General features: G+C 40.2%; 38 protein-coding genes. 37 read left to right on the forward strand and 1 reads right to left on the reverse strand.

Translation table 11 applies throughout. The annotated features are described in order from the left end of the window. Window positions 1-300 precede the first annotated feature (300 nt). From rpsL to truA, 37 genes are all read left to right on the forward strand, one after another. Window positions 301-714, forward strand: a complete 414-nt coding sequence (gene rpsL, locus IGJ99_RS00400; protein ID WP_010734475.1) for a 30S ribosomal protein S12 — start codon at window positions 301-303, stop codon at window positions 712-714. A 91-nt stretch (window positions 715-805) separates the two neighbouring features. Beyond that, on the forward strand, window positions 806-1,276 hold the full coding sequence (rpsG, locus tag IGJ99_RS00405) for a 30S ribosomal protein S7 (protein ID WP_010734474.1): 471 nt from the start codon (window positions 806-808) through the stop codon (window positions 1,274-1,276). A 78-nt stretch (window positions 1,277-1,354) separates the two neighbouring features. Then, window positions 1,355-3,439, forward strand: coding sequence for an elongation factor G (fusA, locus tag IGJ99_RS00410; RefSeq protein ID WP_010734473.1), 2,085 nt, complete (start codon window positions 1,355-1,357; stop codon window positions 3,437-3,439). 172 nt (window positions 3,440-3,611) lie between these two features. Then, window positions 3,612-4,799 (forward strand): elongation factor Tu, encoded by a 1,188-nt coding sequence (gene tuf / locus IGJ99_RS00415; protein WP_010734472.1) that lies wholly within the window; start codon window positions 3,612-3,614, stop codon window positions 4,797-4,799. A gap of 497 nt (window positions 4,800-5,296) precedes the next feature. Further along, window positions 5,297-5,605, forward strand: coding sequence for a 30S ribosomal protein S10 (rpsJ, locus tag IGJ99_RS00420; protein WP_010734471.1), 309 nt, complete (start codon window positions 5,297-5,299; stop codon window positions 5,603-5,605). Window positions 5,606-5,636: 31 nt separating this feature from the next. Beyond that, a complete protein-coding gene (rplC, locus tag IGJ99_RS00425; RefSeq protein WP_010734470.1) occupies window positions 5,637-6,266 on the forward strand; it encodes a 50S ribosomal protein L3 in 630 nt (209 codons plus the stop codon). Between the two features lie 27 nt (window positions 6,267-6,293). Further along, entirely contained in the window at window positions 6,294-6,917 is a 624-nt protein-coding gene (gene rplD, locus IGJ99_RS00430; RefSeq protein ID WP_010734469.1) for a 50S ribosomal protein L4, read from the forward strand. Further along, window positions 6,917-7,207: a 50S ribosomal protein L23 gene (gene rplW / locus IGJ99_RS00435; protein ID WP_002290449.1), complete on the forward strand. Its 291-nt coding sequence runs from the start codon at window positions 6,917-6,919 to the stop codon at window positions 7,205-7,207. The genes rplD and rplW overlap by 1 nt, the downstream gene beginning before the upstream one ends. Window positions 7,208-7,245: 38 nt before the next feature. Beyond that, window positions 7,246-8,076: a 50S ribosomal protein L2 gene (gene rplB, locus IGJ99_RS00440; protein ID WP_010734468.1), complete on the forward strand. Its 831-nt coding sequence runs from the start codon at window positions 7,246-7,248 to the stop codon at window positions 8,074-8,076. Between the two features lie 42 nt (window positions 8,077-8,118). Then, complete coding sequence (rpsS, locus tag IGJ99_RS00445; protein WP_010734467.1) at window positions 8,119-8,397, forward strand: 30S ribosomal protein S19; 279 nt, start codon at window positions 8,119-8,121, stop codon at window positions 8,395-8,397. A 22-nt stretch (window positions 8,398-8,419) separates the two neighbouring features. Continuing rightward, the gene (gene rplV / locus IGJ99_RS00450) at window positions 8,420-8,767 is read left to right on the forward strand and encodes a 50S ribosomal protein L22 (protein ID WP_010734466.1); all 348 of its coding nucleotides are present in this window, start codon (window positions 8,420-8,422) and stop codon (window positions 8,765-8,767) included. 13 nt (window positions 8,768-8,780) lie between these two features. Further along, window positions 8,781-9,437, forward strand: coding sequence for a 30S ribosomal protein S3 (rpsC, locus tag IGJ99_RS00455; RefSeq protein WP_010734465.1), 657 nt, complete (start codon window positions 8,781-8,783; stop codon window positions 9,435-9,437). 2 nt (window positions 9,438-9,439) lie between these two features. Further along, window positions 9,440-9,874 carry a 50S ribosomal protein L16 gene (gene rplP / locus IGJ99_RS00460; protein WP_010734464.1) on the forward strand — a complete coding sequence of 145 codons (435 nt, stop codon included), beginning with the start codon at window positions 9,440-9,442 and terminating at the stop codon, window positions 9,872-9,874. Continuing rightward, a complete protein-coding gene (gene rpmC, locus IGJ99_RS00465; protein WP_002288664.1) occupies window positions 9,864-10,052 on the forward strand; it encodes a 50S ribosomal protein L29 in 189 nt (62 codons plus the stop codon). Before rplP ends, rpmC begins: the two co-directional genes overlap by 11 nt. Window positions 10,053-10,076: 24 nt before the next feature. Beyond that, window positions 10,077-10,343: a 30S ribosomal protein S17 gene (gene rpsQ, locus IGJ99_RS00470; protein WP_010734463.1), complete on the forward strand. Its 267-nt coding sequence runs from the start codon at window positions 10,077-10,079 to the stop codon at window positions 10,341-10,343. 57 nt (window positions 10,344-10,400) lie between these two features. Further along, on the forward strand, window positions 10,401-10,769 hold the full coding sequence (gene rplN, locus IGJ99_RS00475) for a 50S ribosomal protein L14 (protein ID WP_010734462.1): 369 nt from the start codon (window positions 10,401-10,403) through the stop codon (window positions 10,767-10,769). A gap of 36 nt (window positions 10,770-10,805) precedes the next feature. Then, window positions 10,806-11,114 carry a 50S ribosomal protein L24 gene (gene rplX, locus IGJ99_RS00480; RefSeq protein ID WP_010734461.1) on the forward strand — a complete coding sequence of 103 codons (309 nt, stop codon included), beginning with the start codon at window positions 10,806-10,808 and terminating at the stop codon, window positions 11,112-11,114. A gap of 28 nt (window positions 11,115-11,142) precedes the next feature. Continuing rightward, entirely contained in the window at window positions 11,143-11,682 is a 540-nt protein-coding gene (gene rplE, locus IGJ99_RS00485; protein ID WP_010734460.1) for a 50S ribosomal protein L5, read from the forward strand. An 18-nt stretch (window positions 11,683-11,700) separates the two neighbouring features. Then, complete coding sequence (locus IGJ99_RS00490) at window positions 11,701-11,886, forward strand: type Z 30S ribosomal protein S14 (protein WP_002356214.1); 186 nt, start codon at window positions 11,701-11,703, stop codon at window positions 11,884-11,886. A gap of 36 nt (window positions 11,887-11,922) precedes the next feature. Then, entirely contained in the window at window positions 11,923-12,321 is a 399-nt protein-coding gene (gene rpsH / locus IGJ99_RS00495) for a 30S ribosomal protein S8 (RefSeq protein WP_010734459.1), read from the forward strand. A gap of 31 nt (window positions 12,322-12,352) precedes the next feature. Continuing rightward, window positions 12,353-12,889, forward strand: coding sequence for a 50S ribosomal protein L6 (gene rplF / locus IGJ99_RS00500; RefSeq protein ID WP_010734458.1), 537 nt, complete (start codon window positions 12,353-12,355; stop codon window positions 12,887-12,889). A gap of 164 nt (window positions 12,890-13,053) precedes the next feature. After that, on the forward strand, window positions 13,054-13,410 hold the full coding sequence (gene rplR, locus IGJ99_RS00505; RefSeq protein ID WP_010734457.1) for a 50S ribosomal protein L18: 357 nt from the start codon (window positions 13,054-13,056) through the stop codon (window positions 13,408-13,410). A gap of 20 nt (window positions 13,411-13,430) precedes the next feature. Further along, window positions 13,431-13,931, forward strand: a complete 501-nt coding sequence (rpsE, locus tag IGJ99_RS00510) for a 30S ribosomal protein S5 (protein WP_010734456.1) — start codon at window positions 13,431-13,433, stop codon at window positions 13,929-13,931. Between the two features lie 14 nt (window positions 13,932-13,945). After that, complete coding sequence (gene rpmD / locus IGJ99_RS00515; RefSeq protein WP_010734455.1) at window positions 13,946-14,125, forward strand: 50S ribosomal protein L30; 180 nt, start codon at window positions 13,946-13,948, stop codon at window positions 14,123-14,125. Between the two features lie 48 nt (window positions 14,126-14,173). Then, complete coding sequence (gene rplO / locus IGJ99_RS00520; protein ID WP_010734454.1) at window positions 14,174-14,614, forward strand: 50S ribosomal protein L15; 441 nt, start codon at window positions 14,174-14,176, stop codon at window positions 14,612-14,614. Beyond that, a complete protein-coding gene (secY, locus tag IGJ99_RS00525) occupies window positions 14,614-15,909 on the forward strand; it encodes a preprotein translocase subunit SecY (RefSeq protein WP_023518901.1) in 1,296 nt (431 codons plus the stop codon). The genes rplO and secY overlap by 1 nt, the downstream gene beginning before the upstream one ends. 59 nt (window positions 15,910-15,968) lie before the next feature. Then, window positions 15,969-16,616, forward strand: a complete 648-nt coding sequence (locus IGJ99_RS00530; RefSeq protein ID WP_023518902.1) for an adenylate kinase — start codon at window positions 15,969-15,971, stop codon at window positions 16,614-16,616. A gap of 190 nt (window positions 16,617-16,806) precedes the next feature. Beyond that, complete coding sequence (gene infA / locus IGJ99_RS00535) at window positions 16,807-17,025, forward strand: translation initiation factor IF-1 (protein WP_002288695.1); 219 nt, start codon at window positions 16,807-16,809, stop codon at window positions 17,023-17,025. Between the two features lie 32 nt (window positions 17,026-17,057). After that, complete coding sequence (gene rpmJ / locus IGJ99_RS00540; protein WP_002288710.1) at window positions 17,058-17,174, forward strand: 50S ribosomal protein L36; 117 nt, start codon at window positions 17,058-17,060, stop codon at window positions 17,172-17,174. Window positions 17,175-17,191: 17 nt separating this feature from the next. Further along, window positions 17,192-17,557 carry a 30S ribosomal protein S13 gene (gene rpsM, locus IGJ99_RS00545; RefSeq protein WP_010734451.1) on the forward strand — a complete coding sequence of 122 codons (366 nt, stop codon included), beginning with the start codon at window positions 17,192-17,194 and terminating at the stop codon, window positions 17,555-17,557. Between the two features lie 27 nt (window positions 17,558-17,584). Continuing rightward, complete coding sequence (gene rpsK / locus IGJ99_RS00550; protein WP_010734450.1) at window positions 17,585-17,974, forward strand: 30S ribosomal protein S11; 390 nt, start codon at window positions 17,585-17,587, stop codon at window positions 17,972-17,974. Between the two features lie 79 nt (window positions 17,975-18,053). Continuing rightward, window positions 18,054-18,992, forward strand: coding sequence for a DNA-directed RNA polymerase subunit alpha (locus tag IGJ99_RS00555; protein ID WP_005880735.1), 939 nt, complete (start codon window positions 18,054-18,056; stop codon window positions 18,990-18,992). Between the two features lie 26 nt (window positions 18,993-19,018). After that, window positions 19,019-19,399: a 50S ribosomal protein L17 gene (gene rplQ, locus IGJ99_RS00560; RefSeq protein ID WP_010734449.1), complete on the forward strand. Its 381-nt coding sequence runs from the start codon at window positions 19,019-19,021 to the stop codon at window positions 19,397-19,399. A 268-nt stretch (window positions 19,400-19,667) separates the two neighbouring features. Beyond that, a complete protein-coding gene (locus IGJ99_RS00565) occupies window positions 19,668-20,507 on the forward strand; it encodes an energy-coupling factor ABC transporter ATP-binding protein (protein ID WP_010734448.1) in 840 nt (279 codons plus the stop codon). Further along, complete coding sequence (locus tag IGJ99_RS00570) at window positions 20,483-21,352, forward strand: energy-coupling factor ABC transporter ATP-binding protein (protein WP_010734447.1); 870 nt, start codon at window positions 20,483-20,485, stop codon at window positions 21,350-21,352. The genes IGJ99_RS00565 and IGJ99_RS00570 overlap by 25 nt, the downstream gene beginning before the upstream one ends. Continuing rightward, window positions 21,342-22,139 carry an energy-coupling factor transporter transmembrane component T family protein gene (locus tag IGJ99_RS00575; RefSeq protein ID WP_010734446.1) on the forward strand — a complete coding sequence of 266 codons (798 nt, stop codon included), beginning with the start codon at window positions 21,342-21,344 and terminating at the stop codon, window positions 22,137-22,139. Before IGJ99_RS00570 ends, IGJ99_RS00575 begins: the two co-directional genes overlap by 11 nt. A 35-nt stretch (window positions 22,140-22,174) precedes the next feature. Beyond that, on the forward strand, window positions 22,175-22,921 hold the full coding sequence (gene truA, locus IGJ99_RS00580; protein WP_010734445.1) for a tRNA pseudouridine(38-40) synthase TruA: 747 nt from the start codon (window positions 22,175-22,177) through the stop codon (window positions 22,919-22,921). A 43-nt stretch (window positions 22,922-22,964) separates the two neighbouring features. Here the strand turns inward: truA and IGJ99_RS00585 are convergent, their stop codons facing one another. After that, complete coding sequence (locus IGJ99_RS00585; RefSeq protein ID WP_137071905.1) at window positions 22,965-25,637, reverse strand: YfhO family protein; 2,673 nt, start codon at window positions 25,635-25,637, stop codon at window positions 22,965-22,967. Between the last annotated feature and the right edge of the window lie 236 nt (window positions 25,638-25,873).

Raw genomic sequence — 25,873 nt, forward strand, 5'->3', positions numbered from 1 at the left:
CCCTCCAGCATTTTTATAGCTCTTTAACTGCTATTTTAGCTTGATTTAATCGAAAAAGATAGAGAGCATAACACAATTTTTATAGGATAGAAAAAAATGTATATGTTTGGTTGACATTCTTTTTTATCCGTGATATTCTAACCAAGGTGCTTTATCTACAGGTCTCTGTTAAGAGACGTGCTGACTGTTTATCAAAGCATATTTGATAAAGATGCATAACTGCATTTATTTTTTATCGCAAAAAAAGAACCACCTGGATGTGTGGAACTAGATGTGAATCGTGGGAAGGAGGAACTAGGAATGCCTACAATTAACCAATTAGTACGTAAACCTCGTAAATCAAAGGTGGAAAAATCTAATTCACCTGCTTTGAACAAAGGATATAACAGCTTTAAGAAAACTCAAACAAACGTGAACTCTCCTCAAAAACGTGGGGTAGCTACACGTGTGGGAACAATGACACCTAAAAAACCGAACTCAGCTTTACGTAAATATGCTCGTGTTCGTTTGTCAAACTTAATTGAAGTTACTGCTTATATCCCAGGGATTGGTCACAATTTACAAGAGCATAGCGTGGTACTATTACGCGGTGGACGTGTAAAAGACTTACCAGGGGTACGTTATCATATCGTTCGTGGTGCACTAGATACTGCTGGTGTGAACGACCGTAAACAAAGCCGTTCTAAATACGGTACGAAAAGACCTAAAGCTTAATTTTAATTATTTACTACAAATGAAAATCGAACCTACTATATAATAGTCGTTCGATCAACTATGAAGAATATTTCGGAAGGAGGAGTTACGGATGCCACGTAAAGGTCCTGTTGCAAAACGTGATGTTTTACCAGATCCTATTTATAACTCAAAATTAGTAACTCGCTTGATCAACCGTGTAATGGTTGACGGAAAACGCGGTGTTGCTGCTAATATTATCTATAATGCCTTTGATTTGATCAAAGAATCTACAGGTAACGATCCATTAGAAGTGTTTGAACAAGCAATGAACAATGTTATGCCTGTTCTTGAAGTTAAAGCACGTCGTGTTGGGGGTTCAAACTATCAAGTACCAGTTGAAGTTCGCCCTGAACGTCGTACGACTTTAGCGCTACGTTGGGTAGTTAACTACGCTCGCTTGCGCGGTGAACACACAATGGAAGAACGCTTAGCGAAAGAAATCATGGACGCTGCAAACAATACTGGAGCTTCTGTTAAAAAACGCGAAGACACACACAAAATGGCAGACGCGAACCGCGCATTTGCTCATTATCGTTGGTAAGATCCTCTCTGTCTGTCGGCTAATCCCACAGCAGAAAGTCAATTTACAATCGATTTAAACAAAGAGAGGAGTAAGAAAATGGCAAGAGAATTTTCGCTAGAAAAAACTCGTAATATTGGTATCATGGCTCACGTTGATGCAGGTAAAACTACAACAACAGAGCGTATCTTGTACTATACTGGTAAAATCCATAAAATCGGTGAAACTCACGAAGGAGCTTCACAGATGGACTGGATGGAACAAGAACAAGAACGTGGTATCACGATTACATCTGCTGCCACTACTGCGCAGTGGAAAGGTTACCGCGTAAATATCATCGATACACCAGGACACGTAGACTTCACAATCGAAGTTCAACGTTCTCTACGTGTATTGGATGGTGCTGTAACTGTACTTGATGCACAATCAGGTGTTGAACCTCAAACTGAAACTGTTTGGCGTCAAGCAACTGAGTACCGAGTACCTCGTATCGTATTCTGTAACAAAATGGATAAAATCGGTGCAGACTTCTTATACTCAGTAAAATCATTGCACGATCGTTTACAAGCGAACGCGCATCCAATCCAATTGCCAATCGGTTCTGAAGATAACTTCACAGGTATCATTGACTTGGTAACGATGAAAGCAGAGATCTACACAAACGATCTAGGCACAGACATCCAAGAAACTGAAATTCCTGAAGAATATGCAGAACAAGCACAAGAATGGCGTGAAAAATTAGTCGAAGCTGTTGCTGAAACAGACGAAGAACTAATGATGAAATATCTTGAAGGTGAAGAAATCACTCAAGAAGAATTGATTGCCGGTATCCGTCGTGCAACAATCAACGTTGAGTTCTTCCCTGTGTTAGCTGGTTCAGCATTCAAGAATAAAGGGGTCCAATTGATGTTGGATGCTGTTCTTGATTACTTGCCATCACCACTTGATATTGAAGCAATCAAAGGTATTGACTCAAAAACAGACGAAGAAACAACTCGTCCTGCAGATGACGAAGCTCCTTTTGCTTCATTAGCATTTAAAGTAATGACTGACCCATTCGTAGGTCGTCTAACTTTCTTCCGTGTCTACTCTGGTGTCCTTGAAAGTGGTTCATACGTATTGAACGCATCAAAAGGCAAAAAAGAGCGTATCGGTCGTATCCTACAAATGCACGCAAACACACGTCAAGAAATCGACAAAGTGTATTCAGGTGATATCGCCGCTGCTGTTGGATTGAAAGATACAACAACAGGGGACACATTGTGTGCATTAGATGCACCAGTTATCCTTGAATCAATCGAATTCCCAGAACCAGTTATCCAAGTCGCTGTTGAGCCTAAATCAAAAGCTGACCAAGATAAAATGGGTGTTGCGTTGCAAAAACTTGCAGAAGAAGATCCTTCATTCCGTGTTGAAACAAACGTTGAAACAGGTGAAACAGTTATCTCAGGTATGGGTGAGTTGCACTTGGACGTATTAGTAGACCGTATGAAACGCGAATTTAAAGTTGAAGCAAACGTTGGTGCGCCTCAAGTTTCTTACCGCGAAACATTCCGTGAAGCAACAAAAGCGGAAGGTAAATTTGTACGTCAGTCTGGTGGTAAAGGTCAATACGGTCACGTATGGGTTGAATTTACACCAAACGAAGAAGGAAAAGGCTTCGAATTCGAAAACGCAATCGTTGGTGGTGTGGTTCCACGTGAATACATCCCAGCAGTTGAAAAAGGATTAGAAGAATCAATGAATAACGGTGTTCTTGCTGGATACCCATTAGTGGATATCAAAGCAAAACTTTACGATGGTTCATACCATGACGTCGATTCAAATGAAACAGCGTTCCGTGTTGCTGCATCAATGGCTCTAAGAGCTGCTGCAAAACACGCACGTCCTGTGATCCTTGAACCAATGATGAAAGTTACGATTACTGTACCAGAAGATTACTTAGGTGATATCATGGGACACGTAACAAGCCGACGCGGACGTGTCGAAGGAATGGAAGCACACGGTAATTCACAAATCGTTAATGCAATCGTTCCATTGGCAGAAATGTTCGGATACGCGACTACATTGCGTTCAGCAACTCAAGGTCGTGGTACATTCATGATGGTATTTGACCACTACGAAGACGTACCGAAATCTGTTCAAGAAGAAATCATTAAGAAAAACGGCGGAAAAGCTGAATAATTTCTTAAAGCAAGGTAGTCTCGTGAAGAGATTTATCTAGAGACTGTATTTTTTATGCAGTTTCGTGTAAAATAACTTTTGATGATACGGGCATGTGATCGGCAATTTTGTCTATCACATACCTATCAGACAAATAAAAATTAAACTGTAATTTTAGGGAGGATATTTTAAAATGGCAAAAGAAAAATTTGACCGTTCGAAACCACACGTTAACATTGGTACTATCGGACACGTTGACCATGGTAAAACAACTTTAACAGCTGCAATCACAACTGTACTATCTAAGAAAAACGGCGGCCAAGCAATGGCTTACGATCAAATCGATGGTGCTCCTGAAGAACGCGAACGCGGAATCACTATCTCAACAGCTCACGTTGAGTACGAAACTGACGCACGTCACTATGCTCACGTTGACTGCCCAGGACACGCGGACTACGTTAAAAACATGATCACTGGTGCTGCTCAAATGGACGGAGCAATCTTAGTTGTTTCTGCTGCTGACGGCCCTATGCCTCAAACTCGTGAACACATCCTATTATCTCGTCAAGTTGGTGTACCATACATCGTTGTATTCTTGAACAAAGTAGATATGGTTGATGACGAAGAATTACTTGAATTAGTTGAAATGGAAGTTCGTGACCTATTAACAGAATACGAATTCCCTGGTGACGATGTTCCTGTAATCGCTGGTTCAGCTTTAAGAGCTTTAGAAGGCGACGCTTCATACGAAGAAAAAATTCTTGAATTGATGGCTGCAGTTGACGAATATATCCCAACTCCAGAACGTGATAACGACAAACCATTCATGATGCCAGTTGAGGACGTATTCTCAATCACTGGTCGTGGTACTGTTGCTACAGGACGTGTTGAACGTGGACAAGTTCGTGTTGGTGACGTTATCGATATCGTTGGTATCGCAGAAGAAACAGCTCAAACAACTGTAACTGGTGTTGAAATGTTCCGTAAATTATTAGACTACGCTGAAGCAGGCGATAACATTGGTGCGTTATTACGTGGTGTTTCACGTGAAGACATCCAACGTGGTCAAGTTTTAGCTAAACCAGGTACAATCACACCTCATACAAAATTCTCTGCAGAAGTATACGTGTTGACTAAAGAAGAAGGTGGACGTCACACTCCATTCTTCACTAACTACCGTCCACAATTCTACTTCCGTACGACTGACGTAACTGGTGTTGTTGAATTACCAGAAGGAACTGAAATGGTTATGCCTGGCGACAACGTAACAATGGAAGTTGAATTAATCCACCCAATCGCTATCGAAAACGGTACTAAATTCTCAATCCGTGAAGGCGGACGTACAGTTGGTGCCGGTGTCGTTACAGAAATCAAAGCTTAATTCATTTTAAGCCTAACAAAGTAACATTTATTCGGACGTTGAAGTTCGAGGTAAGGATCTTGATCCTTTGCCTCGAACTTTTTTTATTTCAGCAAACAATTGATTAGAGGAGAGGCTATGAAAGAGAGGAATATCCAAAAATATTCTTAATATGTAGTGAATTGCCTTTTTCCTCTAAATAGGAGAATGGAAATTGGAAGGAAAAACCACAAATCCTTCTATAAAAAAGAGGAGGATTTCTCTTTTTTTAATTGAATGAAAATTTATGAAAATAAATTGTTTTTTACAGCAAAAAAACCTTGCGTTGTGAATTTAGATATATTATAATGACAAAGGTGCGTTTACCTTAGGTGAATGGCACAGACGAAATCAAAATGATTTTGTCGGCTAAGAAACGAGAGGTTGCGACACGCCCGGACGCTTTGCCACGAACGAGCGTGACGGAAATTTTCGTGGAGCTATGTCTACTTTTCAAAATAGGCGAAGGAGGGAACAAGATGGCAAAACAAAAAATTCGTATCCGTTTAAAAGCGTATGAACACCGTATTTTAGATCAATCAGCGGATAAAATCGTGGAAACTGCAAAAAGAACTGGAGCTGGCGTTTCTGGTCCAATTCCATTACCAACTGAACGCAGTCTTTACACAGTTATTCGTGCGACTCACAAATACAAAGATTCACGCGAACAATTCGAAATGCGTACACACAAACGTCTTATCGACATTGTGAACCCAACACCAAAAACAGTTGATGCTTTAATGAAGCTTGACTTACCATCAGGTGTTAACATCGAAATCAAACTATAAAAACTAAACTAATAATAATGGAGGTGTACTCATGACCAAAGGAATCTTAGGGAAAAAAGTGGGAATGACACAAATCTTCACTGAATCTGGCGAATTAATTCCAGTTACTGTTGTAGAAGCTACGCCAAACGTAGTACTACAAGTAAAAACAATGGAAACTGATGGCTACGAAGCTATTCAAGTTGGTTACCAAGACAAACGTGAAGTTTTATCAAACAAACCTGCGAAAGGTCATGTTGCAAAAGCAAACACGGCTCCTAAGCGCTTCATTCGTGAATTCAAAAATGTTGAGCTAGGAGAATATGAAGTAGGAAAAGAAATTACAGTTGATGTTTTCCAAGCAGGAGACATTATTGATGTAACAGGTACTACGAAAGGTAAAGGATTCCAAGGGGTTATCAAACGTCACGGCCAAAGCCGCGGACCAATGGCTCACGGTTCTCGCTACCATCGTCGTCCTGGGTCAATGGGTCCAGTTGCACCTAACCGTGTATTCAAAAACAAACGTCTTGCTGGCCGTATGGGTGGCAACCGCGTAACTATCCAAAACTTGGAAGTTGTACGTGTAGATGCTGAAAGAAACGTAATCTTGATCAAAGGTAACGTTCCTGGAGCGAAAAAATCATTAATCACTATCAAATCAGCTGTGAAAGCTAAATAATAGTAGGAAGAAAGGAGGAACTAAGGAATGCCGAATGTAGCATTATTCAAACAAGATGGAAGCCAAAACGGTGAAATCACTCTTAACGAAGAAATCTTCGGAATTGAACCAAATGAAAGTGTTGTTTACGACGCAATCGTTATGCAACGCGCATCATTAAGACAAGGAACACATGCGGTTAAAAACCGTAGCGCTGTTCGAGGCGGTGGCCGTAAACCATGGCGTCAAAAAGGAACTGGTCGTGCTCGTCAAGGATCAATCCGTTCACCGCAATGGCGTGGAGGTGGCGTAGTCTTCGGACCAACACCACGTTCTTACAGCTACAAACTTCCTAAAAAAGTTCGTCGTTTAGCAATGAAATCTGTATTATCAGAAAAAGTTGCAGAAAACAACTTGGTAGCAATCGAAGGATTAAGCTTTGATGCACCAAAAACAAAAGAATTCAAAGAAGTTCTTGCTAAATTATCTATTGACTCTAAAGTATTGGTTGTACTAGAACCTGGTAACGACTTTGCAGCTTTATCTGCACGTAACTTATCAAACGTTTCTGTAGTAACTTCTGACAACGTTAGCGTTCTAGATGTTGTATCAAATACAAAAGTTTTAGCAACACAAACTGCTCTTACTCAAATTGAGGAGGTGCTTGCATAATGAACTTACTAGACGTAATCAAACGCCCAGTGATCACTGAGAAATCAATGCTTGCCATGGATGACAAGAAATATACTTTCGAAGTAGACACTCGCGCAAACAAAACTTTAGTAAAACAAGCGGTTGAAGCTGCTTTTGACGTGAAAGTCAAAAACGTGAACATCGTGAACGTACGTGCGAAATTCAAACGTATGGGCAAATATGCAGGATATACAAAAAAACGTCGCAAAGCGATCGTTACATTGACTGAAGATTCAAAAGAAATCCAATTATTCGAAGCTGCTGAATAAGCAACACTCGATAACTGATTAAATTAGGAGGGGAAAACGTGGCGATTAAAAAGTACAAACCTACCACAAATGGCCGTCGTAACATGACAGGTTCTGATTTTGCTGAAATCACAACATCAACACCTGAAAAAACATTGTTACAGCCATTGAAAAACCATGCTGGACGTAATAACAACGGCCGCATCACTGTACGTCATCAAGGTGGCGGACACAAACGCCAATACCGCGTGATCGATTTCAAACGTAACAAAGACAACGTTGTTGCTACTGTTCAAACGATCGAATATGATCCAAACCGTTCAGCTAACATCGCGTTAGTACATTATGAAGATGGAGTGAAAGCTTACATCTTAGCACCAAAAGGACTACAAGTTGGAATGAAACTTGTTTCAGGTCCTGAAGCAGATATCAAAGTCGGAAATGCTCTTCCTTTAGAAAACATTCCAGTTGGTACTGTGATCCACAATATTGAAATGAAACCTGGTAAAGGTGGACAATTGATCCGTTCTGCTGGTACAAGTGCTCAAGTACTTGGTAAAGAAGGCAAATACGTATTGATCCGCTTGAACTCTGGTGAAGTTCGCATGATCTTAGCTGCATGCCGTGCAACAATCGGTTCTGTAGGTAACGAACAACACGAACTTATCAATATTGGTAAAGCTGGCCGCTCTCGTTGGATGCGTAAACGCCCAACTGTACGTGGTAGCGTAATGAACCCTAACGATCACCCACACGGTGGTGGTGAAGGTAAAGCTCCAATCGGACGTAAAGCTCCAGTTTCTCCTTGGGGTCAACCAGCTCTTGGTTACAAAACTCGTAACAAGAAAGCTAAATCAGACAAACTTATCGTTCGTCGTAAAAATAAATAATTACTTTGACCATGTGTCGCACATTTTGAGAGGAGGTTCACCATGGGTCGTAGTTTAAAGAAAGGGCCTTTCGTTGATGAGCATTTAATGAGTAAAGTTGAAGCTCAAGCAGGGGCCGAAAAGAAAAAAGTAATCAAAACTTGGTCTCGTCGTTCGACAATTTTCCCAAGTTTTGTTGGATATACCATCGCAGTATACGATGGACGTAAACACGTACCAGTTTACATCCAAGAAGATATGGTAGGACACAAATTAGGTGAATTCGCACCAACTAGAACTTATCGTGGGCATGTCGCTGACGACAAGAAAACGAGACGCTAATTCGAGGGGAGGATAAAAGCAAATGGCAGAACAAATCACATCAGCTAAAGCAACTGCAAAAACAGTTCGCACTTCACCTCGTAAAGCGCGTCTAGTAATTGACCTTATCAGAGGTAAAAGTGTTGCGGATGCAATTTCAATTTTGAAATTCACACCAAACAAATCTGCTGGGATCATCGAGAAAGTATTGATGTCAGCAATTGCAAATGCAGAAAACAACTTTGACTTAGATGTTGAGAACTTGGTAGTATCTGAAGCATTTGTTAACGAAGGACCAACAATGAAACGTTTCCGTCCACGTGCAAAAGGTTCAGCTTCACCAATCAACAAACGTACAAGTCATATCACGGTAGTCGTATCAGAAAAATAAGGAGGGATAATCTGTGGGTCAAAAAGTACATCCAATTGGAATGCGTGTAGGCATCATCCGCGACTGGGATGCAAAATGGTTTGCTGAAAAAGAGTATGCAGAGTTCTTACACGAAGATTTAAGAATCCGTAAATTTATTTCAACTAGACTTGCTGATGCTGCTGTATCAACAATTGAAATCGAACGCGCAACTGGCCGCGTAAACATTTCAATCCACACAGCTAAACCAGGTATGGTTATTGGTAAAGGCGGATCTGAAGTCGAAAACCTAAGAAAAGAATTAAACAAATTAACTGGTAAAAGAATCCATATCAACATCGTGGAAATCAAAAAACCAGATTTAGATGCTAAATTAGTAGGTGAAGGAATTGCACGTCAATTAGAAAACCGTGTTGCATTCCGTCGCGCTCAAAAACAAGCGATCCAACGTTCAATGCGTTCTGGCGCTAAAGGGATCAAAACTCAAGTATCTGGACGTCTAAACGGTGCGGATATCGCTCGTTCAGAAGGATACTCAGAAGGAACAGTTCCTCTTCACACTTTGCGTGCGGATATTGATTACGCATGGGAAGAAGCAGATACAACATACGGAAAACTAGGAGTTAAAGTGTGGATCTATCGTGGAGAAATTCTTCCAACTAAAAAAAACACTGAGAAAGGAGGGAAATAAACATGTTAGTACCTAAACGTGTAAAACACCGTCGTGAATTCCGCGGAAAAATGCGCGGTGAAGCAAAAGGCGGAAAAGAAGTAGCATTCGGTGAATACGGCTTACAAGCTGTTGAATCACACTGGATCACAAACCGTCAGATCGAAGCTTCTCGTATTGCTATGACTCGTTACATGAAACGTGGCGGGAAAGTATGGATCAAAATTTTCCCTCATAAATCATATACATCTAAAGCGATCGGCGTTCGTATGGGTAAAGGTAAAGGGGCTCCTGAAGGATGGGTTGCACCAGTAAAACGTGGTAAAATCATGTTTGAAATTGCAGGCGTTTCTGAAGAAGTAGCTCGTGAAGCATTACGTTTAGCTTCCCACAAATTACCAATGAAAACTAAGATCGTAAAACGTGAGGAAATGGGTGGTGAATCGAATGAAGGTTAAAGAAATCAGAGAATTAACCACTGCCGAAATGCTTGATCAAGAAAAACAATTAAAAGAAGAATTGTTTAATCTTAGATTCCAATTAGCAACAGGTCAATTAGAAAACACTGCACGTATTAAAGAAGTACGTAAATCGATTGCACGCATCAAAACAGTTTTGCGTGAACAAGCTAAGTAATTATGGAAGGAGGCCATTAAGCGTATGACTGAAGAAAGAAATCAACGCAAAGTTTATCAAGGTCGCGTGGTATCAGACAAAATGGATAAAACAATTACCGTTGCTGTCGAAACAAAGAAAAACCACCCTATCTACGGTAAACGTATGAACTATTCTAAGAAGTACAAAGTACATGATGAAAACAACACAGCAAAAGTTGGCGACATCGTGAGAATTATGGAAACTCGTCCATTATCAGCTACAAAACGTTTCCGTTTGTTGGAAATAGTCGAAGAAGCAGTTATTATCTAATAACACGAGATTTTCCTATATAGATTGAATGCAAAATCTGAAAGGAGGATACACAACGTGATCCAAGCAGAAAGTCGTTTAAGAATCGCTGATAATTCAGGCGCACGTGAAATTTTGACGATCAAAGTCCTTGGCGGATCTGGTCGCAAAACTGCGAATATCGGTGATGTGATCGTTGCTACGGTTAAACAAGCAACGCCAGGTGGGGTTGTCAAAAAAGGTGACGTCGTTAAAGCCGTTATCGTTCGTACAAAATCAGGAGCTCGTCGTGCAGACGGTTCATATATCAAGTTTGATGAAAATGCTGCAGTGATTATTCGTGATGATAAAAGCCCTCGTGGAACACGTATCTTTGGGCCAGTTGCACGTGAACTACGTGAAAACAACTTCATGAAGATCGTTTCTCTAGCACCAGAAGTTTTATAATCTTGAGACACTTAACAAAGGAGGTGCGAAACAGTTATGTTTGTTAAAAAAGGCGATAAAGTTAAAGTGATCACCGGTAAAGACAAAAACAAAGAAGGCGTTGTATTAGCAGCGTTTCCTAAACAGGATAAAGTGGTTGTCGAAGGTGTGAACATGATCAAAAAACACCAAAAACCTTCTCAAGCTGCTCCTCAAGGTGGAATTGTTGAGATGGAAGCGCCACTTCACGTTTCTAACGTGATGGTCATCGACTCTACTGGTGTAGCTGGCCGAGTTGGCTACAAAGAAGTAGACGGAAAAAAAGTCCGTGTTTCTAAAAAAACCGGTGAAGTTTTAGATAAATAAAAAGTTTAAGGAAGGAGGGTCTTACTGAATGAACCGCCTAAAAGAAAAATATCTTAAAGAAGTAACTCCATCATTGATGGAAAAATTTGACTATAGCTCTGTTATGCAAACACCTAAAGTTGAAAAGATCGTCATCAACATGGGTGTTGGTGATGCGGTATCAAACGCTAAAAACTTAGACAAAGCAGTTGAAGAACTAACTTTGATCACTGGACAAAAACCAATGATCACAAAAGCTAAAAAATCAATCGCTGGATTCCGTTTACGTGAAGGAATGCCAATTGGAGCAAAAGTTACCTTACGCGGAGAAAGAATGTACGAATTTTTAGATAAATTAGTATCAGTTTCTCTACCACGTGTACGTGACTTCCATGGTGTAAGTAAAAAAGCCTTTGATGGTCGTGGAAACTACACTTTAGGTATTAAAGAACAATTGATCTTCCCAGAAGTAGATTATGATTTAGTAGATAAAGTACGTGGTATGGACATCGTCATTGTAACGACAGCGAACACAGATGAAGAATCTCGTGAGTTGTTGACACAATTAGGCATGCCATTCCAAAAATAATTAAAGGAGGCGAACTACGTGGCTAAAAAATCAATGATTGCTAAAAACAAACGTCCTGCAAAACACTCAACACAAGCTTACACTCGTTGCGAACGTTGCGGACGTCCACATTCAGTTTATCGTAAGTTCCATCTTTGCCGTATTTGCTTCCGCGAACTTGCCTATAAAGGTCAAATTCCCGGCGTGAAGAAAGCTAGCTGGTAAAAAAGTAAATTCGCATAAGAAGGAGGTAAAAGTTCAATGGTCATGACAGATCCAATTGCAGATTTTCTAACTCGTATCCGTAATGCAAACATGGTTAAACATGAGGCTTTAGAAGTTCCTGCATCAAAAATTAAACGTGACATCGCTGAAATCTTGAAACGTGAAGGTTTCGTCCGTGATGTTGAATATATCGAAGATGACAAGCAAGGCGTGATCCGCGTTTTCCTAAAATTTGGTAAAAGCGGCGAACGTGTTATTACAAACTTAAAACGTATTTCTAAACCAGGCTTACGTGTTTATGTTAAAGCTGGCGAAGTGCCAAAAGTTTTAAATGGCTTAGGTATCGCTATTATTTCGACTTCTGAAGGTGTTGTCACTGATAAAGAAGCTCGTGAGAAAAACATCGGCGGCGAAGTTATCGCTTACGTATGGTAATCAAGTAGAATCTACAAGGAGGTGTCTTTAAGTGAGCCGTATTGGAAATAAGATCGTTGTGATCCCTGAAGGTGTAACTATCACTCAAGATGGAAACAACGTTACAGTTAAAGGACCAAAAGGGGAATTGACTCGTACATTTTCTGCTGATATCAAAATGAATATCGAAGGAAATGAAGTGACATTCACTCGTCCAAATGACAGTAAAGAAATGAAAACTATCCATGGAACAACTCGTGCTAACTTCAACAACATGGTTGTAGGTGTTAGTGAAGGTTTCCAAAAAGGATTAGAATTAATCGGGGTTGGGTACCGTGCGCAAATGCAAGGAACAAAACTTGTATTGAACGTTGGTTACTCACATCCAGTAGAAATCACACCACCAGCTGGCGTGACTGTTGAAGTCCCATCTAACACACAAGTAATTGTGAAGGGTGCGAACAAAGAAGAAGTTGGCGAATTAGCTGCGAACATCCGTGGTACTCGTCCTCCAGAACCTTATAAAGGTAAAGGTATTCGTTATGTTGGCGAATTCGTACGCCGTAAAGAAGGTAAAACTGGTAAATAATCGTTTCGAAAAATTTCATAGAAGCCAGCAGCAGGAAAAAAGGATTTTGCTGAAGTATTTCTTCATTAAGAGAGAGTTTACTTGTGCCGCAGCTTCTATTTTTTCAAAACTGATCATTTCTACTGTCTGACAGTAGAAAAAATAAAAATAAAGAGGTGACAATTGTGATTACAAAACCAGATAAGAACAAAACACGTCAAAAGAGACACCGTCGTGTACGTAACACTATCTCTGGTACTGCTGAGCGCCCACGCTTGAACGTTTTTCGTTCTAACAAAAACATCTACGCGCAACTTATTGATGACGTAGCGGGTGTAACGCTAGCAAGTGCCTCTACCTTGGATAAAGAAATTTCAGGTGGAACAAAAACAGAAGCAGCACAAGCTGTCGGTAAATTAGTTGCTGAACGCGCAACTGAAAAAGGCATTAAAGTCGTAGTCTTTGACCGTGGTGGATACCTTTACCATGGCCGTGTGCAAGCTTTAGCTGAAGCTGCTCGCGAAAATGGACTAGAATTTTAGAAGAAGGAGGAATACCATTCATGGTTTATATCGATCCAAAACATTTGGAATTAGAAGACCGCGTTGTTGCAATTAACCGTGTAACAAAAGTTGTTAAAGGTGGACGTCGTCTACGTTTTGCTGCTTTAGTTGTTGTCGGTGACAAAAACGGACACGTAGGATTTGGTACTGGTAAAGCACAAGAAGTACCTGAAGCGATCCGTAAAGCAATTGAAGATGCGAAGAAAAACTTAGTTGAAGTACCTATGGTTGGTTCAACAATCCCACACGAAGTAATCGGTGCTTTTAGTGGTGGTAGAATCCTAATGAAACCTGCTGTTGAAGGTTCTGGGGTTGCTGCTGGTGGACCAGTTCGTGCCGTATTAGAATTAGCAGGGGTAGCAGATATCACTTCTAAATCTTTAGGCTCAAACACACCAATCAACGTTGTTCGCGCAACTGTTGAAGGTTTGAAACAATTAAAACGTGCTGAAGAAGTTGCAGCTCTACGCGGCAAATCAGTGGAAGAATTAATCGGATAAGGAGGACAAACATAATGGCTGAATTAAAAGTAACTTTAAAACGCAGTATTATCGGACGTCCTCAAAACCAACGCGATACTGTTAAAGCGTTAGGTCTTACAAAGATTAACAGTTCTGTGGTTAAGCCTGCTAATGAAGCAATCAAAGGCATGATCAACACTGTTTCTCACTTAGTGGACGTTGAAGAAGTTTAATTAAACAAATAAAATAAGAACTAGGACAATTAAGGAGGTGCCAAACCTATGAAACTTCATGAATTAAAACCCGCTGAAGGTTCACGCCAAGTACGTAACCGTGTTGGTCGTGGTACTTCTTCAGGTAACGGAAAAACTGCCGGACGTGGTCAAAAAGGACAAAAAGCTCGTTCAGGCGGTGGTGTACGTCTAGGATTCGAAGGGGGACAAACACCATTGTTCCGTCGTTTACCAAAACGTGGATTTACAAATGTTAACCGTAAGGACTACGCAGTCGTTAATTTAGATGTCTTGAATCGCTTTGAAGACGGAGCTGAAGTAACTCCTGTTGCTTTAGTAGAAGCTGGAATCGTGAAAAACGAAAAAGCTGGAATCAAAGTTTTAGCTAACGGAGAATTGAACAAAAAGTTAACTGTGAAAGCAGCTAAATTCTCAAAAGCAGCACAAGAAGCAATCGAAGCGGCTGGTGGCTCTGTTGAGGTGATCTAATGCTTAAACTATTAAAAGACGCTTTTAAGGTCAAAGATATTAGATCGAAAATCCTTTTTACTGTATTTGTTCTCTTTGTTTTTCGTTTAGGGGCACATATCACTGTTCCCGGCGTAAATGCAAGCTCATTACAAGACCTATCTAGCTTACCGTTTTTCAACATGTTGAACTTGGTAAGTGGTAGTGCAATGCAAAACTTCTCGATCTTTTCGATGGGGGTTTCGCCTTACATTACTGCTTCGATCGTTATCCAATTATTACAAATGGATATCGTGCCACGTTTTGTGGAATGGTCGAAACAAGGTGAAGTTGGTCGTAAAAAGTTGAATCAGGCAACAAGATATTTGACGTTAGTATTGGCATTTATCCAATCTGTCGGTATCACAGCAGGATTTAACCAATACGCTCAATTAGGTTTTGTCAACAATCCAAATGTCTCTACTTATGTAACGATCGGTTTGATCTTAACTGCAGGAACGATGTTTGTTACTTGGTTGGGTGAACAAATCACTGAAAAAGGTATCGGTAACGGTGTGTCAATGATCATCTTTGCAGGGATCATTTCGAGATTACCGGAAAGTGTACGTGAAATTTATGAAGATTACTTCGTAAATATCAATTCTTCCGATATCTGGAGATCTGCAATTTTCGTTGCCATCTTACTAGTTGCGGTTCTAGCAATCGTGACATTCGTAACATTTTTCCAACAAGCTGAACGTAAGATCCCGATTCAGTACACAAAACGTATAGCAGGTGCGCCAACAAGTAGTTATCTACCGTTGAAAGTAAATGCTGCTGGGGTAATTCCGGTTATCTTTGCAAGTTCATTTATTGCGACACCAAATGCTGTGTTACAAGCGTTAAGTGGCCGATTCGGATCTGAAAATTGGTATAAAATAATGATGGAGATCTTTAACTATAATACGGTGCCTGGCGCAACGATTTATACGGTATTGATCGTCGCATTTACATTCTTCTATGCCTTTGTTCAAGTAAACCCTGAGAAATTAGCGGAGAACTTACAAAAGCAAGGAAGCTATATACCAAGTGTACGCCCTGGTAAGGGAACTGAAGAGTATGTCTCAAGCTTATTGATGCGATTAAGTACAGTCGGAGCACTATTCCTTGGTTTAGTGGCGTTATTACCAATCATTGCACAAATGATTTGGGATCTGCCACAATCAATCGGGTTAGGTGGTACAAGTCTGTTGATCGTGATCGGTGTGGCTTTAGAAACTGCGAAACAGTTAGAAGGCTTAATGCTGAAACGTAAATATGTTGGCTTTATTGAGTAAGAAAGCGTGTTGAGGTTTTTCCTCAACACACGTTCTCACATTTATTAGGAGGGAAAGCAATGAACCTCATTTTAATGGGGCTGCCAGGTGCAGGTAAAGGAACACAAGCTGAAAAAATCATTGACGCTTATGGGATTCCTCACATCTCAACAGGAGATATGTTTCGTGCAGCTATCAAAAATGAAACAGCTCTTGGCTTGGAAGCAAAGTCTTATATGGATAAAGGTGCATTAGTTCCTGATGAAGTAACAAATGGAATCGTAAAAGAGCGTTTAGCAGAACCCGATACAGAGAAAGGCTTCTTATTAGATGGCTTTCCTCGTACAATCGAGCAAGCAGAAGCTCTAAATGCAATGTTAAAAGATTTAAATAAACAAATTGATGCTGTCATCGATATCCACGTGGGTGAAGAAGTTTTGGTTGAGCGTTTAGCAGGCCGCTTCATTTGCCGTAACTGTGGAGCAACTTACCATAAAATTTTCAACCCTACAAAAGTTGAAGACACATGTGATCGTTGTGGTGGGCATGAATTCTATCAAAGAGAAGATGATAAACCTGAGACGGTTAAAAATCGTCTGGCTATCAACATCAAAAATAGTGAACCAATCTTGGCTTATTATAAAGAACAAGGTTTGCTACACACTATCGATGGTGATCGTGAAATCGATGCTGTATTTACTGATGTCCAAAAAATCATTGAAAAATAGCACGATTGCCCGTAGCCGACTTGCATTAAGCAGTTACTCTTGTCAAGTTCAATAAATTATGATAGAATATGTCAGTCCGACTTCTAGAGAATCCTCTAGATGATCCATTTTGAGAATTTTGAGGTGGGAACTGCAGTTTCCGCCATTTTATCGTGTGAAAATGCGAAACAAGTACAAGGAGGTACTGTGCGTGGCAAAAGAAGATATGATTGAAGTCGAAGGTACAGTCGTCGAAACTTTGCCGAATGCAATGTTTAAAGTTGAACTAGAAAACGGACACCAAGTTCTTGCTACTGTTTCAGGTAAAATTCGTATGCACTACATTCGTATTCTACCTGGTGACAAAGTGACGGTTGAATTGTCTCCATATGATTTAAACCGTGGCCGTATTACTTATCGCTTTAAATAATTGTACTCCGTAAAACTACAGGAGGTATTATCATGAAAGTAAGACCATCAGTAAAACCAATGTGTGAACATTGTAAAGTAATTCGTCGTAAAGGACGCGTTATGGTGATTTGCCCAGCAAATCCAAAACATAAACAACGTCAAGGATAAATGGAGGTGCACTAAATATGGCTCGTATTGCAGGAGTAGATATTCCTCGTGATAAACGTGTAGTAGTTTCACTTACTTATATCTATGGTATTGGTAACACTACTGCGAAACAAATCTTAGCTAATGCTGGCGTATCTGAAGATGTTCGCGTTCGTGAATTAACGAATGAACAAACAGATGCTATCCGTGCAGAAGTAGATAAATTAAAAGTTGAAGGGGATCTTCGTCGTGAAGTGAACTTAAACATCAAACGCTTGATGGAAATCGGTTCTTACCGTGGAATCCGTCACCGTCGTGGATTGCCTGTTCGTGGACAAAACACGAAAAACAATGCACGTACTCGTAAAGGCCCAGCTCGCGCTATCGCTGGCAAGAAAAAATAATTCTTAAGTGAAGGAGGTTAAATCTTCATGGTAGCAAAAAAAGTGAATCGTAAACGCCGTGTGAAAAAGAATATAGAAGCTGGGATTGCACATATCCACTCTACATTCAACAACACAATCATCATGATCACTGATACTCACGGAAATGCTTTAGCGTGGTCATCAGCTGGTTCATTAGGTTTCAAAGGAAGCAAAAAATCAACTCCTTTTGCCGCTCAAATGGCAGCAGAAACAGCTACAAAAGCAGCAATGGAACACGGATTAAAAACTGTTGAAGTAACAGTTAAGGGACCTGGTTCTGGACGTGAAGCAGCAATTCGTTCATTACAAGCAACAGGTTTAGAAGTGACTGCAATTCGTGACGTGACTCCAGTTCCTCATAATGGTGCCCGCCCTCCAAAACGCCGTCGTGTTTAATGAGTGCCTCTCATTTTGAGTTCTATTAGTAACGTCATTGAACAAGACACTTTTCGTTTTGAAAGGGGTAAAGATAAGAATGATTGAGTTCGAAAAACCAAGAATCGCAAAAATTGATGAAGAAAAAGATTATGGCAAGTTCATCGTTGAACCTCTTGAAAGAGGGTATGGGACTACTTTAGGGAATTCCCTACGTCGTATTTTATTATCTTCTTTGCCAGGTGCTGCCATCACTAATATTCAAATCGATGGTGTACTGCATGAATTCTCTACCATCAAAGGTGTTAGAGAAGACGTCACTCAAATCATCTTGAACATTAAAGGTTTAGCACTGAAAATGTATGGTCAAGAAGAAAAAACCCTTGAGATCGATATTACCGGACCTGCTACAGTAACTGCTGGCGATATTATCGTTGATAGTGAGGTAGAAATTCTTAACAAAGATATGTACATCTGCAGTGTATCTGAAGGTGCTACGTTCCATGCTCGCCTAACGGTGAAACCAGGACGTGGTTATGTTCAAGCAGATGAAAACAAAAAAGAAGATATGCCAATTGGTGTTCTTCCAGTCGATTCAATCTACACGCCTGTACGTCGTGTCAACTACCAAGTAGAAAACACACGTGTTGGACATCGTGAAGATTTTGATAAATTGACAATGGAGATCTGGACAGATGGTTCAATCGAACCATTGGAAGCAATGAGTTTATCTGCAAAAATCATGACTGAACATTTAGACATCTTTGTCAACCTAACTGATGAAGCGAAAAACGCTGAAATCATGGTCGAAAAAGAAGAAACACAAAAAGAAAAAATGTTAGAAATGACGATTGAAGAATTAGACTTATCTGTTCGCTCTTATAATTGCTTAAAACGTGCAGGAATCAATACTGTACAAGAACTTACGAATAAATCTGAGCCAGAAATGATCAAAGTCCGTAACTTAGGACGTAAATCATTGGAAGAAGTTAAAGCAAAATTGCATGACTTAGGTTTAGGTTTACGTAAAGAAGATTAAACCTTTTACGAAGGAGGGAAACCAACGTGAGTTATCGTAAACTAGGACGCACATCTAGCCAACGTAAAGCGATGTTGCGTGATTTAACAACTGACTTATTAATTAATGAACGTATTGTGACTACAGAAGCTCGTGCGAAAGAAGTTCGCTCAACTGCTGAAAAAATGATCACTTTAGGCAAACGCGGAGACTTACATGCACGTCGTCAAGCTGCGGCTTTCGTACGTAATGAAGTTGCTAGCGTGCGTGAAGAAAATGAGGAAATCGTTATCGAATCAGCTTTACAAAAGTTATTCAACGATATTGCACCTCGTTATGCTGAACGTCAAGGTGGCTACACTCGTATCTTGAAGACAGAACCAAGACGCGGAGACGGAGCACCAATGGTTGTCTTAGAACTTGTCTAAAATCACACTAATAACATCACTTTATGGATGATTCTTTTAGAGTGTTATGATGTTGGAAGTTACTTATTCCGAGTCTAGCTCAGCGCTGCTCCCCAAGCGATTCGTTTGGGGAGTATGCACTCATCATAAAGTGTTTTTTTGTACCTTCAATTAACTGTCAAGACAGTCTTGAAGGTATAAAAAAACATTTTAAAAATCAGAAATGATTGAAAACTAAGCAGTTTTTTGATAGGGTTAATAGGAACTTTAGGATGAAGAGGGAGTACTTATGGAGCCGATTATTGAATTAGGAAAGATTAATTACAAATACCAACCAGAAGATTTACGACCAGCATTGAAAGATGTTTCTTTCACGATCAATAAAGGAGAATGGATCGCGATTATCGGGCACAATGGTTCTGGTAAATCAACGCTTGCAAAAACGATCAATGGCTTACTCCTTCCTGAGTCTGGGACGGTCAAAGTTGGTAATCAAATACTAAATGAAGAGAATATATGGACGATCCGCCAAAAAGTCGGCATGGTCTTTCAAAATCCGGACAATCAATTTGTTGGATCAACAGTAGAGGATGATGTGGCCTTTGGTTTAGAGAATCAAGGAATTCCTCGAGAAGAAATGATCGTTCGAGTGAAAGATGCTCTTGAAAAAGTTCGAATGTCTGATTTTGCGACAAGAGAACCGGTTCGTCTTTCCGGTGGACAGAAACAACGTGTGGCGATTGCCGGTGTTGTAGCCCTCCGACCAGAAATCATCATCTTGGATGAAGCAACAAGTATGTTAGATCCTGAAGGTCGTGAAGAAGTCATCACAACGATCAAAGAAATCAAAGAGGAAAGTCAACTGACCGTTATTTCAATCACGCATGATATTGATGAAGCAGCTAATGCAAATCGTATTTTCGTGATGAAAGAAGGCGAACTAGTGAATGAAGGAACACCGAAGGAGATTTTCTCTGCCGGACCTGAACTAATCAATCTAGGGTTAGATTTGCCTTTTCCTGAAAAACTAAAAAGTGCCTTGAAAGAACGTGGCATTGAAGTGCCTAAAGAATACATGACAGAAGAAAGGATGGTGGATTGGTTATGGACATCCGTTTTGAAAAAGTAAACTTTACGTACCAACCGAACACACCATTCGAGCAACGAGCTTTATTTGATATTGACTTGTTGATCAAAGAAAACAGCTACACTGCATTAGTGGGTCATACTGGAAGTGGGAAATCCACCTTGCTTCAGCATTTGAATGCGTTGATCAAACCGACGGAAGGAACCGTCCAAATCGGCGATCGTCAGATCAAACCCGATACAGATAATAAAAATTTGAAACCGATTCGAAAAAAAGTCGGTATTGTTTTTCAATTTCCAGAGGCACAGTTGTTTGAAGAAACGGTCGCAAGAGATATTGCGTTTGGCCCAAAAAACTTTGGTGTAAGTGAGGAAGAGGCGACTCTACTGGCAAAGGAAACCTTAGAACAAGTCGGCTTAGATGAGACGTATTTAGAACGCTCGCCTTTCGAGCTGTCAGGTGGTCAAATGCGACGTGTAGCGATTGCCGGTGTTCTAGCTATGAAACCCGAAGTTCTCGTCTTAGATGAGCCAACAGCTGGGTTAGATCCACAAGGAAGAAAAGAAATGATGGATATGTTCTGGCGTTTGCATAAAGAACAGCAAATCACGATTGTATTAGTCACCCATTTGATGGATGATGTGGCAAACTATGCCGATTTTGTTTATGTATTGGAGAAAGGTCGCATTGTTAAGTGCGGAGAACCAAAAGAAGTCTTCCAACATCTTGAATGGTTAAAAGAACGGCAGTTAGGGGTACCAACAGCCACTGAGTTTGCAGAGGAACTACGTGTAAAAGGCATCCATTTTGATGAATTGCCGATTACTGCAGACGCATTAGCGGACCAATTGGTCAAACTGGTGGGAGGTACTGCTCATGATGAATAAATTGATTTTTGGTCGTTATATGCCTGGAGACTCATTTATCCATCGGTTAGATCCACGTGCAAAGTTATTGGCAAGTTTCTATTTTATCGGCATTATCTTCTTAGCCAATAACTGGCAGACATATGCCTTATTAGCGGCGTTTACCTTATTTGCTGTTTTCTTGTCAAAAGTAGATATCAAATTCTTTATTCGAGGTATCCGTCCATTGATCTGGTTGATCCTATTCACTGTAGGCTTACAAGTACTGTTTACAAGTGGTGGAGAAACGTATTGGAGTTGGGGGATTTTCAATATCACTCAATTTGGTGTCATGAACGGACTATTTATTTTTTGTCGGTTTGTTTTGATCATCTTTATGTCCACTTTATTGACACTGACAACGCCGCCTTTAGAATTATCCGATGCGATCGAATATTTGTTACGACCATTGAAAGTTGTTCGCTTTCCAGTACATGAAGTATCGTTGATGCTTTCGATCGCTTTACGTTTTGTGCCGACATTGATGGACGAAACCGAAAAAATCATGAATGCACAGCGCGCGCGTGGTGTTGACTTTGGCGAAGGAAGTCTAGTGCAAAAAATGAAAGCGGTGATTCCTTTACTGATTCCGCTATTTGTCAGCAGTTTCAATCGTGCGGAAGATCTAGCTACAGCGATGGAAGCAAGAGGCTACCAAGGTGGGGAAGGTCGGACAAAATACCGTATCCTTCACTGGCACTTACAAGATACTATTGTTATGGTTGCTTTTGGGCTTATGACCATCGTACTGGTGTTTATCCGTAGCTAAACTTATCAAAGATGAATGAGAACAGGGGAAGATGAATGGTACGCTATAAAGCAATCATTGCCTATGATGGTACCCAGTTCAATGGTTTTCAGAAACAACCTAACGGACGAACGGTCCAAGAAGAACTGGAAAAAACCTTAAAGAAGATGGCAAATGGAAAAGAAATCACGATTTTTGGATCTGGACGGACAGATGCAGGGGTTCATGCAATCGGTCAAGTCATCCACTTTGATTATCCAGAAGAGCGACCTTTGGAACGTATGCGTTTTGGGTTAGATACGCAGTCGCCAGAAGATATTGCTGTAAAAAGTGTGGAGATTGTGCCAGAAACTTTTCACGCACGCTATCTAGTGAAAGAAAAAACCTATCAATTCAAAGTAGATATCGGAAAACCACGTAGTCCCTTCCGTAGACATTATGCAAGCTATTTTCCTTATCCAATAGATGTAGCAAAGATTGAACGAGCATTGCCTGATTTACTTGGTACGCATGATTTCACTTCGTTTTGTGCTTCTGGAAGTTCTATTGAAGATAAAGTACGGACTATCTATGAAGCCAGTTTACAGGTCAATGAAGCAGGCGATGAGTTGACGTTTACGTTTCGTGGTGATGGCTTCCTTTATAAAATGATTCGCATTTTAGTTGGAACGTTGTTAAAAATAGGCAACGATCGTTTGCCAGAAGATTGTCTGCCGGAAATCATTGCAAAAAAAGACCGCAATGCAGCAGGTCCGACTGCTCATCCGGAAGGGTTATACCTATACGAAGTAAAATATGAATAGCATACAAGAAAAAAGCGTTTCGGCAATCACCGAAACGCTTTTTTTATCTTACGCGACGACGTTCACGTCTTGGACGGTGATCATCGTTTTCGTTTATAGGATCAATAACGCCGCGAAACGGCTGACGTTTACGAAGGTACCATAGATACAAGATAAACAAGGCAATACATCCAATAAAGAGAAGTAAGCCAGGAATGAATCCTTTTGGCATGTAACTAAAAGTAATCGTATGTTCACCTTCAGGAACTTCCACCATCAAAAAGGCATCTTGGAATTTCTTCACAGGAACTTTTTCGCCATCGATTTTAGCGGTCCAACCACCATCATAAGGGATAGTCGTGGCTATCATCGTTTTTTCAGTCGCGGTTACTTTTCCTGTAGCTGTTCGACCGGTAGTAGTCATCTCTACACCGTTATTTCTGATTTGGTTGATTGCGGCTTGATACGCTACGACATCAAGTCCGACCACTTGTGGTTCCATAAAGCTGACTTCTTTGGTCCCATAGAAGCTTGCAGTGAAGGTAACTGTTGTGTCTTGTGGGTAATAACCTAAATCATAATATTGGCCAGTAATGTTAATTTGAGATTTTCTAGATACGCCATTGACGGTAATAGTTGCTGTAGAGCTTTCTAACTGTGCGAAATTCGTTGGAAACAGGCTGAGATATGCTTGGGTATTCGCAGGTACTTGGACTTCCCAAGTCAATTCTTTTGGTTGATTATTCGCTGTTTCACTATAAGTGACCCCATTTGTCGTTGTTGTGATCTTCGTGTTCTGTTGACTTTTTAGGGTTGGTTTGTAAAACGTAAAGAATGATTGATTCAACCCAGAAAGAGCATTCATCAAATTTGTTTGACTAGTTAGATTATCACCTATCGGCTGTTCGATCTTATTGATCGTCAAAGGTGCTTTAAAGGCTAATGGCACAGCATTACTATTTTCGTACAAAGTATAGTTGTCCGTTTGTTCGACGGATTGGAAGCCGTATTTATTAAAGCTACTGTCGTTTTTAGCAATATTGTATTTGATTCCCGTAAATCCATCCATCAACAAGGTGTTATTATTGTAGCGAATGTTCAAATTTGTTCCTCTAGAACGGAAGCCTAAAGTATCCAAGTAAGAGGAAGAGTTACGATTTCTGATTGAGGAGAACATACTGATTCCACTATAACCATAATTGATCGAATCATTCGGTGAAACAGGATCAAGGTTTTCTAATCGATAAAACGTATCGGAATCCTTTTTCGAGGCATCAACTAACGTTTTGATTTCAGGATAAGGTTCGGTATACAAACTTCTTGAGGCATAATTCCAATCATCGAGAATGCCATGGATCATACTGTTGGTATTGACTGCGGCTTCTGCTGTCATCAATAGTAACAGAAGAATACTCAAACGTTTCAGATCAAATGGGTGTTGTTGGAATAAACCAATCGTCAATGCGTAGAGCGCTAAAAAGACTAACGTCAAAACAAAGGATGTGAGCGTGACATACGTGTAACTGCCATCTGGTTTGATTCCCCATGCTGTAGCAAAAGCAGTCGCTAGTACAATGATGACGCCTAGCAATCGCTTCTGATCCTTCTCCTGTAGCTGTTCCCAACTATGAGCCGCTAACAAGAGTACGAGAAATGAAAAGAGATAGGCATAACGGAATAAGAACATATTTGGTGCGTGCATCCCATGCCAGAATAAATTCAAAGGAACGAAATAGAAGCTAGCAATCAAGATCGCGAATAGCCCACCGAACAACAACTTATTTTTCAAGGGGAATTTGCGACTGACAAAATACAAGAGGCATAATGCTAAAGGAAACAACCCAGCATAGATAAATGGGATCGATCCATATTTCGTCGTGTCATAAACACCCACCATGTTTTTCATCAATAAATCTAAATAAGAAGTTGCTTCCGTCTTCAATGAAGTGATCTGCGTCAACGCTTCGCCATTGGCACGTAGATCGAGAATGGCAGGCAGGATGATCACCATCGATGCACCTCCTGCTAATAAAGAGGTGATCCCATAAGGTAAAATCGTTCCTTTGTACCTCCGCCAATTCGTCAGTAGTCGTGTAACAAAGTATAAAAAGGAGAAGACCCCGACCATGAAGCCCATATAAAAACTGGATAAGAACAAAAGCAAGTAACTAACAAACAATAAAATAGGTTTCTTTTGGTCCATCACACGATGGATACCTAAAATGATCAGAGGAAGATAGACGAAGGTGTCTAACCACATGATGATCTCTGAATGGGCAGTGATAAATGAAATCGACGCATAACTGACACTTAATGCGACTTGCCCCCAATGTGGAATGCGATAGGTACGCGCTAGAAACCAGAAGGATAAACCTGCTGAACCAACCTTTAGTAAGGTGATGAGATACAAGGCATCTGGCATCAATTGATTCGGGAACAATAAAACGAGTGGTGTGAAAAGTCCACCTAAATAATAAGAAATCAATGATAGATAATTTAAGCCAAGTGAGGCATTCCACGTGTAAAAAATGCTTTGTTTCCCTAACAACATATTACGGAAGCTTGCATGAAAGTTTGAAAATTGTGAGAAAGCATCACTAGCCAAGATGCTCCGATCACTTCCTGGATAAATACCGATACTTAAATAAACCAATAAAAGAATCAGCAAAGGGATAAAGAAGCTAGCAGCTGCATAGCGGCCGTTTTCTTTTAAGAATTTTTTCAATGTTGTTTTCATTACAATTCAGTCACCAAATTTCTATTTGAAGTTATCATTAGTTTATCACATTCATGATTTTACTTGCTGAAAATACAACCAAATTCATAAAAAAATTACATTTGAAATTAAATAACATTCGTGAGTTTAAATTACATTTACATTAAGAAAATAACACAAAATAAGAAAACACTTTCTACTTTAAAATAAAGTGTTGACAGGCGTTTGCAAATACGTTATGTTTTATTTGTAACAAT

This window comes from Enterococcus sp. AZ095b (genome assembly GCF_051714725.1).
GTDB classification, from domain to species: domain Bacteria; phylum Bacillota; class Bacilli; order Lactobacillales; family Enterococcaceae; genus Enterococcus_B; species Enterococcus_B pernyi.

Bases quoted from the DNA above. Each gene is read 5' to 3' on its own strand.
- rpsL (WP_010734475.1), top strand. From the start codon at position 301: ATGCCTACAATTAACCAATTAGTACGTAAACCTCGTAAATCAAAGGTG.
- rpsG (WP_010734474.1), top strand. From the start codon at position 806: ATGCCACGTAAAGGTCCTGTTGCAAAACGTGATGTTTTACCAGATCCT.
- fusA (WP_010734473.1), top strand. From the start codon at position 1,355: ATGGCAAGAGAATTTTCGCTAGAAAAAACTCGTAATATTGGTATCATG.
- tuf (WP_010734472.1), top strand. From the start codon at position 3,612: ATGGCAAAAGAAAAATTTGACCGTTCGAAACCACACGTTAACATTGGT.
- rpsJ (WP_010734471.1), top strand. From the start codon at position 5,297: ATGGCAAAACAAAAAATTCGTATCCGTTTAAAAGCGTATGAACACCGT.
- rplC (WP_010734470.1), top strand. From the start codon at position 5,637: ATGACCAAAGGAATCTTAGGGAAAAAAGTGGGAATGACACAAATCTTC.
- rplD (WP_010734469.1), top strand. From the start codon at position 6,294: ATGCCGAATGTAGCATTATTCAAACAAGATGGAAGCCAAAACGGTGAA.
- rplW (WP_002290449.1), top strand. From the start codon at position 6,917: ATGAACTTACTAGACGTAATCAAACGCCCAGTGATCACTGAGAAATCA.
- rpsS (WP_010734467.1), top strand. From the start codon at position 8,119: ATGGGTCGTAGTTTAAAGAAAGGGCCTTTCGTTGATGAGCATTTAATG.
- rplV (WP_010734466.1), top strand. From the start codon at position 8,420: ATGGCAGAACAAATCACATCAGCTAAAGCAACTGCAAAAACAGTTCGC.
- rplP (WP_010734464.1), top strand. From the start codon at position 9,440: ATGTTAGTACCTAAACGTGTAAAACACCGTCGTGAATTCCGCGGAAAA.
- rpmC (WP_002288664.1), top strand. From the start codon at position 9,864: ATGAAGGTTAAAGAAATCAGAGAATTAACCACTGCCGAAATGCTTGAT.
- rpsQ (WP_010734463.1), top strand. From the start codon at position 10,077: ATGACTGAAGAAAGAAATCAACGCAAAGTTTATCAAGGTCGCGTGGTA.
- rplX (WP_010734461.1), top strand. From the start codon at position 10,806: ATGTTTGTTAAAAAAGGCGATAAAGTTAAAGTGATCACCGGTAAAGAC.
- rplE (WP_010734460.1), top strand. From the start codon at position 11,143: ATGAACCGCCTAAAAGAAAAATATCTTAAAGAAGTAACTCCATCATTG.
- rpsH (WP_010734459.1), top strand. From the start codon at position 11,923: ATGGTCATGACAGATCCAATTGCAGATTTTCTAACTCGTATCCGTAAT.
- rpsE (WP_010734456.1), top strand. From the start codon at position 13,431: ATGGTTTATATCGATCCAAAACATTTGGAATTAGAAGACCGCGTTGTT.
- rpmD (WP_010734455.1), top strand. From the start codon at position 13,946: ATGGCTGAATTAAAAGTAACTTTAAAACGCAGTATTATCGGACGTCCT.
- rplO (WP_010734454.1), top strand. From the start codon at position 14,174: ATGAAACTTCATGAATTAAAACCCGCTGAAGGTTCACGCCAAGTACGT.
- secY (WP_023518901.1), top strand. From the start codon at position 14,614: ATGCTTAAACTATTAAAAGACGCTTTTAAGGTCAAAGATATTAGATCG.
- IGJ99_RS00530 (WP_023518902.1), top strand. From the start codon at position 15,969: ATGAACCTCATTTTAATGGGGCTGCCAGGTGCAGGTAAAGGAACACAA.
- rpmJ (WP_002288710.1), top strand. From the start codon at position 17,058: ATGAAAGTAAGACCATCAGTAAAACCAATGTGTGAACATTGTAAAGTA.
- rpsM (WP_010734451.1), top strand. From the start codon at position 17,192: ATGGCTCGTATTGCAGGAGTAGATATTCCTCGTGATAAACGTGTAGTA.
- rpsK (WP_010734450.1), top strand. From the start codon at position 17,585: ATGGTAGCAAAAAAAGTGAATCGTAAACGCCGTGTGAAAAAGAATATA.
- IGJ99_RS00555 (WP_005880735.1), top strand. From the start codon at position 18,054: ATGATTGAGTTCGAAAAACCAAGAATCGCAAAAATTGATGAAGAAAAA.
- IGJ99_RS00565 (WP_010734448.1), top strand. From the start codon at position 19,668: ATGGAGCCGATTATTGAATTAGGAAAGATTAATTACAAATACCAACCA.
- IGJ99_RS00570 (WP_010734447.1), top strand. From the start codon at position 20,483: ATGGACATCCGTTTTGAAAAAGTAAACTTTACGTACCAACCGAACACA.
- IGJ99_RS00575 (WP_010734446.1), top strand. From the start codon at position 21,342: ATGATGAATAAATTGATTTTTGGTCGTTATATGCCTGGAGACTCATTT.
- truA (WP_010734445.1), top strand. From the start codon at position 22,175: ATGGTACGCTATAAAGCAATCATTGCCTATGATGGTACCCAGTTCAAT.
- IGJ99_RS00585 (WP_137071905.1), bottom strand. From the start codon at position 25,637: ATGAAAACAACATTGAAAAAATTCTTAAAAGAAAACGGCCGCTATGCA.